This is a genomic window from Haloferax volcanii DS2, from assembly GCF_000025685.1.
Classification (GTDB): domain Archaea; phylum Halobacteriota; class Halobacteria; order Halobacteriales; family Haloferacaceae; genus Haloferax; species Haloferax volcanii.
The window spans coordinates 345,128-361,467 of record NC_013967.1 but is presented as its reverse complement, the minus strand read 5'-3'; the positions used below and the strand labels follow the sequence as shown (position 1 = coordinate 361,467).

General features: G+C 68.5%; 16 protein-coding genes and 1 pseudogene. 4 read left to right on the top strand and 13 right to left on the bottom strand.

Annotated elements, in window-relative coordinates; all coding sequences use genetic code 11:
• Positions 1-47 precede the first annotated feature (47 nt).
• The 7 genes and pseudogenes from HVO_RS21265 to HVO_RS06625 all read right to left on the bottom strand — a co-directional run bounded on the left by HVO_RS21265 (position 48) and on the right by HVO_RS06625 (position 6,418).
• Positions 48-380, bottom strand: coding sequence for a NifU family protein (locus HVO_RS21265; RefSeq protein ID WP_004058105.1), 333 nt, complete (start codon positions 378-380; stop codon positions 48-50).
• A gap of 984 nt (positions 381-1,364) precedes the next feature.
• Positions 1,365-1,427: pseudogene (locus HVO_RS21635) on the bottom strand (hypothetical protein); the annotation flags it as partial.
• Between the two features lie 1,040 nt (positions 1,428-2,467).
• The gene (locus tag HVO_RS06645; protein ID WP_004044520.1) at positions 2,468-3,436 is read right to left on the bottom strand and encodes an ROK family protein; all 969 of its coding nucleotides are present in this window, start codon (positions 3,434-3,436) and stop codon (positions 2,468-2,470) included.
• An 84-nt stretch (positions 3,437-3,520) separates the two neighbouring features.
• Positions 3,521-4,198 (bottom strand): TIGR00266 family protein, encoded by a 678-nt coding sequence (locus HVO_RS06640; protein WP_004044521.1) that lies wholly within the window; start codon positions 4,196-4,198, stop codon positions 3,521-3,523.
• A gap of 77 nt (positions 4,199-4,275) precedes the next feature.
• Complete coding sequence (locus HVO_RS06635; protein WP_004044522.1) at positions 4,276-4,734, bottom strand: universal stress protein; 459 nt, start codon at positions 4,732-4,734, stop codon at positions 4,276-4,278.
• Between the two features lie 192 nt (positions 4,735-4,926).
• A complete protein-coding gene (locus HVO_RS06630; RefSeq protein WP_004044523.1) occupies positions 4,927-5,307 on the bottom strand; it encodes a DUF5611 family protein in 381 nt (126 codons plus the stop codon).
• A gap of 70 nt (positions 5,308-5,377) precedes the next feature.
• Positions 5,378-6,418: a DUF7093 family protein gene (locus HVO_RS06625; protein WP_004044524.1), complete on the bottom strand. Its 1,041-nt coding sequence runs from the start codon at positions 6,416-6,418 to the stop codon at positions 5,378-5,380.
• Between the two features lie 104 nt (positions 6,419-6,522).
• Here HVO_RS06625 and HVO_RS06620 point away from each other — a divergent pair, with 104 nt between their 5' ends.
• Both HVO_RS06620 and ygfZ read left to right on the top strand, forming a co-directional pair.
• Positions 6,523-6,822, top strand: coding sequence for a DUF6432 family protein (locus HVO_RS06620; RefSeq protein WP_004044525.1), 300 nt, complete (start codon positions 6,523-6,525; stop codon positions 6,820-6,822).
• A gap of 165 nt (positions 6,823-6,987) precedes the next feature.
• Positions 6,988-8,085, top strand: coding sequence for a CAF17-like 4Fe-4S cluster assembly/insertion protein YgfZ (gene ygfZ / locus HVO_RS06615; RefSeq protein WP_004044526.1), 1,098 nt, complete (start codon positions 6,988-6,990; stop codon positions 8,083-8,085).
• Positions 8,086-8,115: 30 nt separating this feature from the next.
• Here ygfZ and HVO_RS06610 read toward each other — a convergent pair whose 3' ends face one another.
• From HVO_RS06610 to HVO_RS06590, 5 genes are all read right to left on the bottom strand, one after another.
• On the bottom strand, positions 8,116-9,198 hold the full coding sequence (locus HVO_RS06610) for a geranylgeranyl reductase family protein (protein ID WP_004044527.1): 1,083 nt from the start codon (positions 9,196-9,198) through the stop codon (positions 8,116-8,118).
• 75 nt (positions 9,199-9,273) lie between these two features.
• A complete protein-coding gene (locus HVO_RS06605) occupies positions 9,274-10,290 on the bottom strand; it encodes a WD40/YVTN/BNR-like repeat-containing protein (RefSeq protein ID WP_004044528.1) in 1,017 nt (338 codons plus the stop codon).
• Positions 10,291-10,460: 170 nt separating this feature from the next.
• Complete coding sequence (locus tag HVO_RS06600) at positions 10,461-10,883, bottom strand: hypothetical protein (RefSeq protein WP_081442883.1); 423 nt, start codon at positions 10,881-10,883, stop codon at positions 10,461-10,463.
• A gap of 131 nt (positions 10,884-11,014) precedes the next feature.
• A complete protein-coding gene (uvrA, locus tag HVO_RS06595) occupies positions 11,015-13,966 on the bottom strand; it encodes an excinuclease ABC subunit UvrA (RefSeq protein WP_004044530.1) in 2,952 nt (983 codons plus the stop codon).
• Between the two features lie 119 nt (positions 13,967-14,085).
• Complete coding sequence (locus HVO_RS06590; RefSeq protein WP_004044531.1) at positions 14,086-14,442, bottom strand: cell division protein SepF; 357 nt, start codon at positions 14,440-14,442, stop codon at positions 14,086-14,088.
• Between the two features lie 220 nt (positions 14,443-14,662).
• Between HVO_RS06590 and HVO_RS06585 the strand changes: the two genes are divergently transcribed.
• Positions 14,663-15,343 carry a DUF1028 domain-containing protein gene (locus tag HVO_RS06585; protein ID WP_004044532.1) on the top strand — a complete coding sequence of 227 codons (681 nt, stop codon included), beginning with the start codon at positions 14,663-14,665 and terminating at the stop codon, positions 15,341-15,343.
• 42 nt (positions 15,344-15,385) lie between these two features.
• On the opposite strand, the gene HVO_RS06580 is transcribed toward HVO_RS06585, so the two are convergent.
• Positions 15,386-15,865 (bottom strand): RNA-binding protein, encoded by a 480-nt coding sequence (locus tag HVO_RS06580; RefSeq protein WP_004044533.1) that lies wholly within the window; start codon positions 15,863-15,865, stop codon positions 15,386-15,388.
• A 161-nt stretch (positions 15,866-16,026) separates the two neighbouring features.
• Here HVO_RS06580 and HVO_RS06575 point away from each other — a divergent pair, with 161 nt between their 5' ends.
• Positions 16,027-16,329 (top strand): DUF7562 family protein, encoded by a 303-nt coding sequence (locus HVO_RS06575; protein ID WP_004044534.1) that lies wholly within the window; start codon positions 16,027-16,029, stop codon positions 16,327-16,329.
• Positions 16,330-16,340 lie beyond the last annotated feature (11 nt).

Below are 16,340 nucleotides of genomic sequence, written 5' to 3'. Positions count from 1 at the left end.
GGGTTCGAGGCAACGACGTTGCCGAGGATCCCGCGAAAAAAGGTGGGTTAGAAGTGCCCCGGTCCCTCGTCGCCGTACTGGAGTTCGCCGCCGCGGCCGCCCTCGACGGTGCTGCTGCCGTGGTCGCCGGAACTGGGGACCTTGACCTGCACGTCGGTGATTTCGTCGAACGTCATGATGAGGTCCGACTGGATGTTCTGGGCGGTGATGTTCGAGATGCCGCACCCGGCGCACGCACCCCCGAGTTCGACGACGACTTCCCCCGATTCCGCATCGGCCTTGCGCACGACGCTGTTGCCGCCGTGCATCTGGATAATCGGCATCTGACCGACCATCCACGTCTCGACGCGCTCTTTGAGGCTCTCCGACTCGTCGCTCATACTCCGATGCTTCGAACCCCACGGATTAGAATGAAACGGTTCTCCCGACGCGCCGGCCGGCGAGAGAAAGGCTATCTCGGTCGTTCGTGATAGATTCGACGCGGGAACCACGCGGTGCGGTGTTCCCGTCGACGCTCTCGGGCGCGAGCGTCGGTCGCTCTCAGTCGCGCCGCTCGTGACGCGGACCAGCCAACCGGCGACGCCGAGCGCCGCCGCGCCGACGCCGAGTCCGAACCCCGGCGCGTCGGTCGTCGAGGTCGACGATTCGGTTTCGGACGCCGACGCAGCCGTCTCGTTTCCGGACGGGGACGGCGTCGGCGTCGGCGTGTTGACGAGAGGTTCGGTGGTCGGCTCCGCCCGGAGCGTCGGCGGGTCGCGCTGGTCGCCGGCGTGGTCGGGGAACGTGTAGAGCGCGGGCGACGCGTCGCCGACGCCGCGGCTCGACGCGACGAAGACGCCCTCGTCGGCGAACGGGTAGGCGTACTGCGCGGTCCAGAAGCTCGCGCGCTCGGGGTCGCGCCACCAGGCGAGTTCGACGGGGTCGGTCGGGTCCGACACGTCGTGGCGCTTGACGCCGCCGCGGTACCACGAGGTGTAGAGCCTGTCGTCGCGGAAGTCGAAGTTGTGCGCCGTGGTCCAGACGCCGCCGAGCGTCGGGTCCGGGCTGGCCGGCGGCTCGATGGTCGAGCGCCGCTCGGGATTCGCGGGGTCAGTCACGTCCCAGAGTTCGACGCCGCTCGGCCCGCCGACGAGCTCGGTCGTCCCGTCGTCGCGGTCGACCTCGATTGCCCACGACTCGACGCCGACGCCGAGGAGGTCGCCGGCGTCGTCGGTGGCGACGTAGTGGTGGTTACCGGGCGGCGTCCGCCGCTCGCGGTTGCGGCCGCGAGGGGTTAACGCGGCGATTTCCTCGGGGTCTCCGGGAGAGACTGCCCCGAGGACCCACGGCGACGCGGGGTCCGAGAGGTCGACGAGCCACGTCCCGGCGTCCCAGAGAGCGACGTGCGCGACGCGGTCGTGAACCCACACGTCGTGGACGGACCGCATCGAGGGCGGTACGTCGGCCCAGCGGTCGTCGGCGTCGACGACCGACCAGCGGCCGAGTTCGTCGCCGGAGTCGATGTCGAGGACGACGAGCGGATTTCGGTCGCCGTCGTTGGCGGTCAGATACGCCCGCCCGTCGGCGGCGAAGCAGTTGTGAATGGGGAACTCCGTCTCGTGGAACGCGATTTCCTCGGGGGTCGCGGGGTCGGACACGTCGACGACGAGGACGCCCGCCGGCGCGCCCGGAATCGGGTTGGCCGGGCCGACGACCAGCAGGGTGTCCCCGTCGAGTTTCGCGTCGTAGAGGCCGCGGAAGGGGCCGTCTTCGCGGTCCGAAAGCGGGTCTCGGCGCTCGGCGAGGAGTTCCTGGCGCTCGGGCGCGGAGATGTCGACGACGGCGTAGCCGCTGGTCGCGGCGACGAAGACGGTCTCGCCGTCGGCCGACACGACGGCCTCTTTCGCGCCGTCGATGTCGATGCGGCCCAGCGGCTCGAAGGGACCGGGATGTGCGGTGGCGGGACGGGAACCGACGACGGCAGCGGTCGAGACGGCGAGCGCGCTCGCGCCGACGGTGCGGAGGAACTGGCGGCGGTCCACGATGAATCTGCGGGTGCCGAGGGGAAAAATCGGACGGAGGCCCGGGTACTGAAACGAGCGAGAACCGCTCAGTCTGCACTGGGTTGCGTGAGAACTGAAGCGACGCCAGCGGGGATGGGTGGGTGGGTGGGTGGGTGTGGGTGGGTCACCCCGGCGGCGTCGGTCGGTCGACGATGGTGGTGGGGGGTGTCGACCGGTCCCGTTCTAGGCATCCGGTGGAACGCCCGTGCACCGTGCGGTTCGACGAGAACGGGAACGCGCCGACCGGCACGCCGAACGACTCGGCGTCGTCGGGTGCACGTCATCGCGTTTCTCGACCGGAGTTATAAGACTGCGCCACCGAGTATCAATCGAGATAATTCGATTGTGGTGACAGGAAGTGCCGCGTCGCAGCCCCGAGCGGTCACCGGTGCCACCTGCGCTGAAACTGGCGAATCCTCGCGGCCTCACAGCCGCGAGCGGTCGCCAGTTCCACCGGTCATCGCGCTCGCCAACGCCCCCTCGACCACGACCTCGTCGCCCAGCGTCGTCAGTTGAATCTCGGGGATGTTCGACATGACCATCTCGCTCATCTGTTCGCGGATGGGCTCCAACACGAGGTCCGGGTTGTTGAGCGCGACCGCGCCGCCGACGTAGATGATAAGCGGCGCGTACGCGTGGACGATGTTGGCGACGCCCATCGCGTTCCAGTGGCCCAGTTGGCTGATGATGTGGTCTGCGAACTCGTCGTCGCCGGCGTGTTCGAACACGTCGACCGCGGAGAAGTCGGGGTCGGAGATGGGGAGCGCGGTGTCGACCGGGTCTTCCTCGTGGAGTTCGCGGGCGTACTTCGGGATGTTGTTCCCCGAGCAGTAGCCCTCCCAGTGACCGTTGTGGCCGCAGCCGCACGTCATGAAGCCGTGCGGGTCGAGCGTCAGGTGGCCGACCTCGCCGGCGTTGCCGTCCCAGCCGGCGAGGACGTGCCCGTCGACGCAGACCCCCGCGCCGATACCGGAGGAGATGGTGAGGTACACCATGTCGTCGGGGTTGCGGTCGGAGTGGAACCGCTCGCCGATGACGCCGGCGTTCGTGTCGTTGTGCAGGTACACCTCGTCCGTCTCCAACAGCACCGAAAGGGGACCGGTCAGCGGGATGCGGTCGATGGTGTCCGGGAGGTTCGCCGGGTTTTCGACCGCGCCCTCGGCCAAGTCGAGCGGGCCGATTGCACCGATACCGGCCGCGACCGCGTCGCTCGGGTCGATGCCCGCCTCGGCACACGCCTCGCGGACGACGCCGAGGACCGCCTCGGTGACCGCGATTCCCGTCGGGCCGCGCGGAGTGTTGTCACGGGCCTCTCCGAGGACGGTTCCATCGTCGTCGCCGACCACGGAACGGACGTTCGTCGCCCCCAAGTCGACGCCCACGTAGTACGCCATCGTTCCCATAGGGATGCGCCCACCACTTAACTAAGCGGGATTTTCGGTAGATTTACTCGCGGCGATGTAACTCCCGGGTCGGGGTTACGCGGAGTTGTTGGTCGGGAGTTTGGGGATGAGCCACGAGAGGAACGAGTCCATGCTGCGCGACTGTATCCAGACGGTTCCCGGGCCGGTGAACGTACAGACGAGGCCCTCGCCGCTGAACAGGGTGGACTTCAGGCCGCCGACGCGCTCGACGGAGAAACTCGTGGTTTCGTCGAAGGCGACGATGTGGCCGGTGTCGACCGTGTAGCGTTCGCCCTCACCGAGTTCGACCTCGTGGATGGCCCCGTAGCTCGACAGGAAGCTGTCACCGGTGCCGGTCAGTTTGAGCAGGAACAGCCCCTCGCTCCCGAAGAAGGTCTTCGCCCCGCCGAAGGAGGTGTCGAGGTCGAGCGCGGGGTCGGAGGCGATGTACGACCCGGACTGCACGTACAGGGTCTCGTCTTCGAGACCGTGGTGGACGATGTCGCCCGGCAGCGGGGGCGCGAAGGAGACCTCCCCCGCCTGCCGCGCGCTGAACGTGTTCTGGAAGAACGACTCGCCGCCGAGGACGCTCCGCTTGAGCGACCCGAACAGGCCGCCTTTCGCGTTCGTCTCGATGTCGATGCCGTCGGAGTAGCTGACCATCGCGCCGGCCTCCGACCGGAGCGACTCGCCCTCGTCGAGCGAGACGGTGAGGAGGGCGAACGACGGGCGGTAGTCGATGGTGTGGTCCATGCGGGAGCTGACGGCGCGCTAAGATATGTAGTTGCCTGCGAAACCGGTCGTTCCGGCGACCGTGCCGCCGCGACCCGTCACTTGGTGTCCGCGCGGACGAACGTCACGGGGCACGACGCTTCGAGCATGACCTCCTGTGCGACGCTCCCGAAGACGGCCTTGCCGGTCGGCGAGCGCTTCCGACCGCCGACGACGAGGCGGTCGGCGTCGACCTCGCCCGCGAGTTCGACGAGTTTCTCGCCGTGGTGGCCGACCCGGCCGTGGATGACGTAGTCGATGTCTGCGTCGTCGAAGCGGCGCGTGAGTTCGCGGACGGTGGCGTGTCGTCGGGCCACGTCGTCCGCCGAAACCTCCTCGGCCGTGATATCGAAATCGAGGTTGTCGAGCGCGTCGTCGTACTCGTCTTTCGTGAAGACGTGCCCGATGACGACCGTCGCGCCGGTCGGCCCGGCCACGTCGATTGTCTCCTCGGCGAGTCTGTCGATGCGCTCGGCGTCGCCCGCGCCGACCGCGAGCAGGATAGTTTCGATAGCCATACCAGTCCGTTCGTCCCGGTATCACTTAACCGTGCCGGAGATTTTTACTCGAACCGAAGTAAAAATTCATATTCGACCGTGTTACGGTCGCTCGCACTGAGTGTGTCACGAGGGAGCGATATGTGCGTTTCGCTGGCAGCGCGGCCGCTCGGCGGGCGACTGTGTGAGAAAATCCGGACCACGTCGGACGGCTCAGACGTCGGGCGCGTCGTCTTCGACCGCGCGCTTCATCGAATCGCGGCGGGACTTCGCGTCGCGGCCCGTCGCCTCCAGGAGGAAGTCGTTTTTCGCGCTGACGGCCTCGCCGGCGGCTTCGAGGTCTTCGGGAGCGAGGTCGGCCGGGTCGGCCTCCTCGAAGTTGACCGCGAGTTTGTCTTTCTTGCCGCTGTACTTGACCGCGCCGGCGACGATGCGGGTGAACACGGGGTTCTTGGGCTCGCCGACGACGTAGAGGTCGCTGCCTTTGAACTCCTCGGTGCCGGTGATGGGGCCGAAGTAGTCTTCGACCGTCGCTTCCATGTCCGGAATTCGCTCTTCGAGCGTCTCCCCACGACGCATCTTGTACTCCTTCATGGACGCCTTTTCGACAGGGTATGGTTTACCTGTTTCGCGACTCCGCGACGCCTGCGAGGGCGTGCCGCGGTCAGGACTCCCGCTCGGCTATGTAGCCCTTTTTACACTCGGGGCAGATGTCGCCGGCCCGCATCGACGACGAGGACGCGCCGCGGGCGTGGCCGCAGTTCGGACAGTAGTACTCGACGGCGTCGTCGGGGGCTTCGTTGCCGACGTTCGACTCGTCGGCCCGGACGAAGTCGTCTTCGCCCTCCGCCTCGACGTACTGCCCGTTGGCCTGCTGGCTCGACGAGCCGTTGTTCTCGGGCGTCAGACCGCCGCCGAACGAGACCGAGACGGGCTCGCCGTCGTCTGGCTGGGCGTTCCAACCCTCGTCGTCGCCCGGCGCGTCGGGCCACGCGCCGCGTTCGCGGGTCTGGCTCCCTTCGGGCTCCGCCTCGGCGTCGGTCTCGACGCCCGCCTCGGCGTCCGCGTCGATGAACTCCGCGTCGTCGCCGTCGGCCGGCGGCGTCGGGTCGTCGGTCTCGACCTCGTCGACCTCGTCGGGCCACTGCGTTCGGTCGCGGGTGGCCGACTGCTCTTCGTCGTCGTCGAGGATGATGCCGTCGTCGGTCACGGGCGGCGCGTCGGCGGTCCCGGCGTCAGCAGTGCCGGCGTCGGCGCTCGCGGCCGGCTGGTCGCCGGGTTGGTCGGCCGGCTGGGCGTCGGGCGTATCCGCGCTCGCGGCCTCGGTCGGCTGTTTCGCCGCGGGGCCCGGGGTGGCGTCCGCGTCCGTCTCAGCGGCGGTTGCGGCGTCGGCTTCGGCCCGCGTCTCCGCGTCCGGAGCCGTCTCGATGGCGGCGTCCTCGGCGTCGGAGACGCCGGGCTGCGGGTCCGCCGGCTCGAAGCCGGCGGCCGCGGTCTCGACTTCGCCCTCCGTCATCCCGACCTCCTCGGGCGTTCGGATGGCCGTGACCTCCTTGTTCTCGCTGATGACCTGTTCGTGTCCGCACCGCGAGCAGACCTGTATCTCCCGAATCGAGACGACCACCTCGTCGCCGCGTTCCTCGCGCTCCCGTTCCGTCTCGGCGTCTCCGTAGGAGTGCCCGAGAAGACGGCAAGTAAGTCCCATTACGCGAGGATTCCGGGATTCGGAAACAAAAAGCTACCCCCTGCCTGTCGGACGCCCGTCAGACGGGCGGTACAAGTAAACAGGAGGCGAACGATGTACCCGCTATGAGAGCGAGGCGGGAGTTTCGGAACCGCCGCGACATCGAGGTCGCGGTGCTCGACGCGCTCGTCGACCGCCACGACGAGGGGATGACGGTGTTCGAACTCCGTGCCGCCGTGGACGCCGACATCGACACCATCGAAGAGGCGCTGTCGGCGCTGAAAGACGAGAGCCTCATCGTGGTCGAAGAGGCCGACACGGGGGTCCTCATTCACGCCGACGAGCGCGTCGTTCCGGACCCGAGCGAAGCCGTCGAAGAGGACGCGTCGCTGTTCGAGAGACTCCGCGAGCGGTTCGGGCTCTGAGCGCGGCGACGCGGAGCACAGACTCGTTGTGACTACCCGCCCGCCGGCCCGCGACCGACGCCGGGTCGACCCCGCGACCGAAAACCGGGACGGCCCCGAACCAAAAGCCGGGGGTGTCGTCCGGGAGTGGGAGGGTTTTACGCGCCGAAGGCGAAACGAGGAGTAATGACACTCGTCGCCGACATCCACGAGGCACACGGTGCGACGTTCGAGACGCGCGGCGGAATCGAGGTCGTGAGCCACTACGGCCGCCCCGGGCGGACCCACCGCGCCGTCAGAAACGGCGTCGGCGTCATCGAACACGGCTACGGCGTGGTCGTCGTCGAGGGCGAAGACCGGGTCGACTACGTCGACAACGCGGTGACGGACACCGTCCCCGACGAGGACGGAGAGGGCGTCTACGCCCTGCTTCTCGACCCCGACGGCCGCATCGAGACGGAGATGTACGTCTACAACGCGGGCGAGCGCCTGCTGATTTTCACCCCGCGGGACCGCGCCGAACCGCTCGTCGAGGAGTGGGGCTCGAAGACGTTCCTCCAGCGCGTCAAGATACGCGACGCCTCCGACGAGTTCGGCGTCTTCGGCGTCCACGGCCCCCAGTCGACCGAGAAGGTGGCGAGCATCCTCTCGGGGGCGGGCGCGCCGGAGCCGGAGCTCTCCTTCGTCCGCGGCTCCATCGGCGGCGAACTCGGCGTCACGGTCGTCGCCTCCGACAACCCGACCGGCGAGGAGGGCTACGACGTCATCTGCCGCGCGAAGGACGCCGAAGACGTGCTCGACGCGCTCCTGTTCTACGGCAACCCCTCGGTCCCCGTGGGCTATCGGACGTGGGACAGTCTCACCGCCGAGGCCGGCACGCCGCTTTTCGAGTCGGAACTCCGCGGCAACGTCCCGAACGTCGCCGGCGTCCGCAACGCGCTGGACTTCGATAAGGGCTGTTTCGTCGGGCAGGAACTCGTCTCGAAGATAGAAAACCGCGGGCGACCCTCGCGCCGGCTCGTCGGCTTCCGCGCCGACGCCCTCCCCGACTCGGGTGCCGAGGTCTCGGCGGACGGCGAGTCGGTCGGCACCGTCACCCGCGCCGTCGAGAGCCCGATGCTCGACGCGCCCATCGGCTTCGCGCTCGTCGACTACGGCCTCGATACCGACGCCCTGAAAGTCGCGGTCGACGGCGACCGCGTCGAGGCGACCCGCGAGTCGCTCCCGTTCGTCGAGGGGAGCGCGGTGTCGGCGCGGCTGCCGACGTATCCGGGCGAGAACTAGACTCGGTGTGCTTGGCGGCTCCCGGGCGTCTCAGAGCAGTTTCTTCAGGTGCTCGCGCGAGAAGAACGAGCTCGGCTTGTCCATGTGGACGCCGATTTCGCCCGACAGCGACCGGAGGCCGACCCGTTGGAGCCACTCGGGGAAGGAGTAACACCGGCGCACGAGGTGGCCCAGCCGAATCTCCCGCGAGAGTTCGTCGCGCCACGCCGACTCGTAGGCCGACAGCGTCTCGGGGTCGTCGGGGTCGATGGTCGACGCGGCGATGTCGGCCGCGGTCATCCCGTAGAGGATGCCGCCGCCGGTGAACGGCTTGGTCTGCGCGGCCGCGTCGCCGACGAGGAACGCCCGCCGGGTCGTCGTCCGGTCCGGCGGGCCGATGGGAATGGCTCCCGAACAGAAATGTTCCGTCTCCACGTCGTAGGTGCTCGTGAGCGCGTCGAACATCTCGTTGACCTCAGCGCCCGGCGGGGCCGCGAGGCCGTACTCGACGCCGGCGTCGCCGCGGGGGATGCGCCACGCGAAAAAGCGCGGGACCGTGAGGTGCACGTCCACGAAGTCGCCGTCGTCCGGGTCGGGGTCGAACGCGAGGACGCCGTGGAGCGTCTCCGACGGTTCGGGGAGGTCGAGCGCCCGGCGGACACGCGAGGTGGGGCCGTCGCACCCGGCAACCATCTTCGCCTCGAACTGGACGGTGCCGGCCTCGCCGGCCACGCTCACGGTCAGTCGGACACGGTCGTCGAGTTCCTCGACGGCGGTGACGGTGTGGCCCTCGCGCACGTCAGCGCCGGCGTCGCGGGCGCAGTCGGCGAGGGTGCGGTCGAGTTCGACGCGGTCGATGACGTTCGAGACCTCGCTTTGCTTGTAGAACGGGTATGCCTTGGAGTTCGGGCCGCCGACGCGGAAGTTCGCCCCGTAGATGCGGTTCTGAAACAGGCGGTCGCGCGCCTCGTCGGGGACGTACTCCCAGATGTCGGTGCTGACGTGGCCGGAGCACGCGAGGGGCGTCCCGACCTCGCCTTTCTCCAGCGCGAGCACGTCGTAGCCCGCGTCGGCCGCGCGGCGGGCGAACCGCGCGCCGGCGGGACCGACGCCGACGACGGCGAAATCGTACATGGTTGGGCGTCGCCGCGCCGACCCATGAATCTTCTCGCTTCGGACGAGGGAACCGCCCCGATGGAAACCGCCCGACTACGCGACGACCGCCAGCCCCGCCGCGGTCCGCCGCGTCCCGTCCCACGGGACTTCGATTCGGTCCCACGAGTCACCGAAATCGGTCGTCCGATAGAGACCGCGGTCGTTCGCAGCGTAGCACTCGCCGCCGGTTCGCCCGGCGGCCAAGACCGCGCGGGTCGCGCCCGACCCGGTCGGCAGGCCGGTCTCGTCGAGTCGGTCCCACGACTCGTCGCCGTCGCCCTCGTCGTCCGGCGAGTCCCGCCTGCGGTAGAGGTACGCCGCCGCCGACTCGACTCGGTGAGCGCGCATCGGCCCGGAGGCGGCCGTCAGAAGCACCGACTCCGGGTCCGCGGGGTCGATGGCGACGCTCCAGCAGTAGCCGTGGCCGAGCCCCGCGGTCGGCGTCGTCCACGTCTCGCCCGCGTCGTCGGTCTCGGCGTAGCCGTCGCCCGCGGCGACCCAGACGCGACCCGGCCGGTCGAGGTGCGTCGCCATCGAGTGCGTGTCTCGCTTGCTCGACGCCACGCGGTCTTGCCACGTCTCCCCGCCGTCGAAAGAGCGGACGAGCGCCCCGGCTTCGACCGCGACGAACAGTCGGTCGGCGTCGGTCGGGTCCGGCTCTATCCAGCGGACGTGGTGGGTGTGGGGGCGGGGCGGGAACGCCCACGACGACGCCGAATCGAGGGCCGAAAGCGGCGCGAGTTCGGCCCACGTCTCGCCGCCGTCGCGGGAGCGGAAGACGGCCGAGGGCTCGGTGCCGGCGTAGACCACGTCGGGGGCGGCCGGAGAGACGGCGAGGCTCGTCACCGACTCGGGGAGCGCGTCGGTGCCGACCGCGTGCCACGACGCCCCGCCGTCGGTCGTGCGGAAGACGCCGGCGTCGAAGGTCCCGCAGAACGCCCGGTCCGGCGCGCGTGGGTCGGCCGCGACGCACTCGATTCGGTGCTCGCCGAGTCGCCGGCGGGTGGTCGAGTCGTCGGGCGACCCCGCGACCGCGAGGACCGCGCCGTTGGCGGCGGCGTAGAGCTGCATGGGGGACGTAGGCGCTCGGGGATGAAAAACGCGGGTGCGGGGTGAGTCGCGGTGGGAGCGACGACGACAGGTCCCGGCGCTCGTCGTGGCCCTCGCGCTCGCGGGCGTCGGCTACTGGTGGTACCGGCGGCGCTGAAGGACGGTCGATGCTGAAAAAAGTCCGCGGACGCTCAGTCGTCGGCCGGCGACGCGGGGCCCGGCATCTCCCCGGGCGTCGTCGGCTCGCTGACCCACGCCTGCCACGCCATGATGAGCATGGAGACGATGAGACAGACCCCCCACAGGAACGTCGTCGGAATCAGGAACGTCAGCCCGAACCCGACGCCGACCCAGATGGTGAGCGGTAACAGCCACTGCCCGACGACGAACAGCCCGCTCACCGCCGCCCGGAGTCTCCCCGTGAGTGCGAACGCGTCCACCGCGAACCCCATCACGACCGCGAGAATCGACAGCACACCCAAGTGCGCGTGGCCGCCCACCAGCCACGACGGCACGCCCCCAGATTCCAGCAGCGTGTACTGGTACAGTCCCACCACCATCATCGTCGCGAGCCCGAGGAACCCCGACGTTTTGAGTATGCGTGACATACACATGGAGAGACGCGAAACGGTCGGAAATGTCTTTCCCCGGAGTAGTTTGATTGGCGAAAGCGTCTCGCCCGGCGAGCGGCCGTCGGCCGACCCGAGCGTGAAAACGAAACGTCGCGGTTACGGCGACGCGCGGCTCAGTCGTCGTCGTTCGTCACTTTCGCGGGCTTGCGGCGGTCCGACCGCGGCCCCTCCTCGTCCACGTCGGGGAGGTAGTCGCGGAGGTACCGGCCCGTGTGGGAGTCGGGGTTCGCGGCGATTTCCTCGGGCGTGCCGCTGGCGACAATCGTGCCGCCGCCCGCGCCGCCCTCGGGGCCGAGGTCGACGATGTGGTCGGCGTTCTTCACGAGGTCGAGTTCGTGTTCGACCACGAGCACGGTGTTGCCGTTGTCGACGAGGCGCTGGAGCACCTCGATGAGCTTCCGCTCGTCTTCCTTGTGGAGACCCGTCGTCGGCTCGTCGAGCAGATACAGCGTGTCGCCGGTCTGCTTCTTGCCGAGTTCTTCCGCGAGTTTGACGCGCTGGGCCTCGCCGCCGGAGAGCGTGGTCGACGGCTGGCCGAGCTGCATGTAGCCGAGGCCCACGTCGTGGAGCAGTTGGAGGCGGCGGCGAATCTGCGAGTTCGCCTCGAAGAAGTCGAGCGCCTCGTCGACTTCCATGTCGAGCACGTCGGCGATGGTCTTGTCCTTGTACGTCACGTCGAGCGTCTCGGCGTTGTAGCGCGCGCCGTTGCACTCCTCGCAGGGCACGTACACGTCCGAGAGGAAGTTCATCTCGATTTTGACGTTGCCCTGTCCCTTGCAGGCCTCACAGCGGCCGCCCTTGACGTTGAAGGAGAACCGCCCCTTCTCGTAGCCGCGCTGTTTCGAGAGCTTCGTCTCCGCGAACAGCTCGCGGACGTAGTCGAAGACGCCGGTGTACGTCGCCGGGTTCGACCGCGGGGTGCGGCCGATGGGCGACTGGTCGATGAGCCGCACCGTCTCGATGTCGTCGTAGCCCTCGATGGCGTCGTGCTCGCCGGGGTCGACGGAGGTGTTGTCGTTCATCCGACGGGCGAGCCCCTTGTAGAGAATCTCGTGCATCAGGGTGGACTTGCCCGACCCCGAGACGCCGGTGACGGCCGTGAACGTCTCGAGGGGAATCGGCACGTCGAGGTCGTCGAGGTTGTGCTGGCGCGCGCCGCGGACGACGAGTTCGCCGTCGCCCTCGCGGCGGCTCTCGGGCACGTCGATGTCCTTGCGGCCCGAGAGGTAGTCGGCCGTGATGGAGTCGTCGGCCGCGACGATGTCGTCGAAGTCGCCCTGCGCGACGACCTCGCCGCCGCGCTTGCCCGGACCGGGACCCATGTCGATGATTTCGTCGGCCCGGCGCATCGTCTCCTCGTCGTGTTCGACGACGATGAGCGTGTTACCGAGGTCGCGGAGGCCTTCGAGCGTGTTGAGCAGCTTGTCGTTGTCGCGCTGGTGGAGGCCGATGGACGGCTCGTCGAGGACGTAGAGGACGCCCACGAGGCCGGAGCCGACCTGCGTGGCGAGGCGGATGCGCTGGGACTCGCCGCCCGAGAGCGTGGCGGCCTCGCGGTCCAAGGTGAGGTATTCGAGGCCGACTTCGGTCATGAAGCCGAGGCGGGCGCGAATCTCCTTGAGAATCTCCTGTGCGATGGTCCGGTGGCGCTCCGAGAGGTCGGCTTCGAGGCCCTCGAAGTGTTCGAGCGCGCCCGCGATGGTCATGCGGTTGACCTCGGGGAGCGTCGTGCCGCCGACGCGGACGTGCCGGGACTGCTCTTTGAGCCGCGAGCCGTTGCAGTCGGGGCAGGTCGTGACGGCCATGAACTCCTCGATGTGGTCGCGCGTCCGGTCGGAGTCCGTCTCGACGTGACGGCGTTCGAGGTTGCCGACGACGCCCTCGAAGGGGTGTTCCTTGTGGCGCGTGCCGTTTTTCGTCGTCCACTCGAACACCACGTCCTCGCTCGTGCCGAACAGGAAGGCGTCCTGCACCTCGTCGGAAAGTTCCTCGAACGGCGTGTCGACGCTGACGCCGAAGTGGTCCGCGACGTTGTCGAGCTGGCGGCGGTAGTACGTCCGGTTGTAGCTCCACGGCTCGAAGACGTGCTTCAGCGGCTTCGAGGGGTCGGTGACGACGAGGTCGGGGTCGACCTCCTTGGCCTTGCCGAGGCCCTCACACTCCGGGCAGGCCCCGTGGGGGCTGTTGAACGAGAACGAGCGCGTCTCGATTTCGGAGAATCGGAACGACGAGTTCGGGTTGCCGAGTTCCTCGGAGAACTCGACGACGAGGCGGTCGTCGCCCTCGCCCGCGAGCGACCCGGTCGACCGGGTGTTGGAGGCGAAGGGCAGGTCCGCCGGCGGGTCGGGGACGATGAGTTTGAGGACGCCGCCGGCCTCCTCAAGCGCGGTCTCGACGGAGTCGGCGATGCGGGAGCGCGCCTCGGGCGCGACTTTCACGCGGTCGACCACCACGTCGATGGTGTGGTCGTAGTTCTTGTCGAGGTCGGGCGTCTCGAACGAGAGGTCGAACTCCTCGCCGTCGACCTCGACGCGGGCGTAGCCCTCGGAGACGAGGTCCGAAAACAGGTCTTTGAACTCGCCTTTCTGGTCGCGGACGACCGGCGCGACGACCTTCGCGCGGGTCCCTTCGGGGAGTTCGAGAATCTGGTCGACCATGTCCTGTGCGGACTGCTCGCCGACCTCCGCGCCCGTGATGGGGTCGTACTGGGTGCCCACGCGGGCGTACAGGAGGCGGAGGTAGTCGTGGAGTTCGGTGACGGTCCCGACGGTCGACCGGGGGTTGTTGGCCCCGTTCTTCTGGTCGATGGAGATGGCGGGCGAGAGGCCCTCGACGGCCTCGACTTTCGGCTTGTCCATCTGCCCGAGGAAGTTCCGCGCGTAGGCCGAAAGCGACTCGATGTACCGCCGCTGGCCCTCCGCGTAGACGGTGTCGAACGCGAGGGAGGACTTGCCTGACCCCGACAGGCCGGTGACGACGGTGAACGTCTCGCGGGGGATGCGAACGTCGAGGTTCTTGAGGTTGTGCTCTTCGGCACCGCGAACCTCGATGTAGTCCTTGCTCATTCGGACGACTCTAGGAACGAGAGGACCGAATAGCCATCGATTCGGGCCGTTCGAGCCGCATCGCTCGCGGCTGCGAGTCGGGGAGAAATCGGAGCGTAAGCGGGTGTCGTCCGCCGTCGTCAGCCGTTGAGCTTCTGCCGCGAGATAGAGATGCCCGTGGGCGTGATGACGATTTGGTCGTCGCCTTTCTGGACGATGTCGCCGTCGACCTCGCGCGCGACCTGTCGGAGATCGTCGATGATGTGCTCCATCGTGCTGTCGGAGGTCGTGTGGCGGGTGATGTCCGCGATGACCAGGTTGCCGTCGTAGACGGCGTCCTTGATGGCGATAACGTCCTGCTGGCCGCCGATTTCGGCGATATGAACCGAGAGGCCGGCGTCGCCGCGAGCGGTGTCGAAGTCGTCGAGGTCGAGTTCGACGTAGTCCTCGGTCGTTCGGGAACCACCACCACCGAGAATCTTACTCATGATACCCATAGGACGTAGAGAGGCCACAACGGGGTTAGTTCTTACGTCAGACGATTGTCTGATTTCAGACAGGTCTCGCCCCGACGACGCGCCGAATCGCCGGCAGAACCGCCGCGAGCGCGTGCGACCGTGGAGTCGGCGGTTCCAACGGGCGTCCGACGCGCGCGGGGCGGTCGCGGCGTTTCGCCGGGTGTTTTTAGCCAGCGGCGCGCGGGGGCAGACGAACACGATGACCTTCAGCATCTGCGTCCGCGAGCCGTACGTCGACGCCGACGGCGACGACCAGCACCGCTTCGGCGTCGCCGTGACGACCCGCCTGCCGGGCGTCGGCGCGCTCTGCCCGTTCGCAACCGAACACGGCGCGGTGGCGACACAGGCGCTGACGAACGTCGGACTCGGGGGAAAAGGCATGGACTACCTCGAAGACGGCCTCGCCGTCGACGACGCCTTACAGGCGCTGTTGAACGCCGACGACGGCCGGGCGGAACGACAGCTCCACGGCGTCGGTTCCGAGGCGACGTTCGCTTTCACCGGCGACGACTGCCTCGGCTGGGCGGGCCACCGCGAGGGCGACGCCTACACCGTCGCGGGCAACCTGCTCACGGGCGAGGCGGTCGTCGACGCCACCGCCGACGCGTACGAGCGGACCGCCGGCGGCGACGAGCCGCTCGCGAAACGACTCATCGACGCGCTCGGCTCGGGGCACGCCGCGGGCGGCGACAAGCGCGACGACCTCGCCATCCAGAGCGCGGCCGTCGTCGTGACTTCGACCGAGGACCGCGAGATGGAGCCGTACTACAACGACCTCCGCGTCGACGCGACGGAGACGCCGCTGCGCGACCTGCGGGAGACGTTCTCGATGGCGCGGGAGGGGTACGAGGCGGCGCTGGAGAAGTACGCCGAAGCGTAGCCGGGCGGAGCGCACGCCGATCCTGAGACCGCGGCGGTCGGCTCAGACCGAGAACTCGAAGAGGTCGTCGCCGACGTGGTGGATGGATTCGACGACCTTGCCGGAGTCACCGACGAGGTCGGCCCCGTCTTCGAGCGCGCGACCCACGGCGAGCACCTTGCCGTGGGTCTCCTCCGCGATGACCACCAGATCGCCCGCCTCGATGGACTCGTCGGCCTCGGTGATGCCGGGGCGCATCACGTCGGCCCCGCTGGAGACGAACGAGACCGCGCCAGCGTCGACCGTGACGACGTTCGTCGTCGGCGGGAACTGGTTCGCGCCCTTGACCGTGAGAAACGGCTGGTCGTCGACGTACATGACCGCCGGCTCGCCGTCGACGAGGACGACCTCGTAGTCGGCGTCCGCGAACTCGACCGCCTCGAACGCGTCGCCAGCGAGGGCGACGCCGAGGGACGATTCGATGGAGTCGCACAGCGCGTCGATCTCGTCGCTTCGGAGGTGGTGGCGGGACTTGACCTTCATACCGGGTCGTGGACGCTCACGGCCGATAAATCGACCGCTCCGCGTCGAGTGGTCGGTGATGTCCCACGGCGGCCGGTCGAGAGCGAACCGCGTTGGCGTCGGGCGCGCGTCAGACTGTAACAGGATAAACTGCTAAGTACGACTGGGTCCACTCCCCTCATATGTGGCGCTCCCGGACGAACCGGGACCGGAATCGTGTCGTGTGCATCGCATGCGGTGACGCGGTCCTCCGGTCGGCGGCGCGCGAGTACGACAAAGAGGGGAACCGCTGGGAACGACACGGCAAGCGGTTCGAACACCTCTGTAAGTCCTGTTACCGGGGACTCTGCCACCAGCCCCGCGAGGAACTCGAAGGCCTCCTCGGCGACATCGAAGAACGCGGCATCTCCGACGAGGAGTTCCTGCTTCGCTACTTCGACGCGGTCAAAGAGCGGTACGAATCGCCCGGCGAGCGCGGTCGCTGAAGACGGGTTCG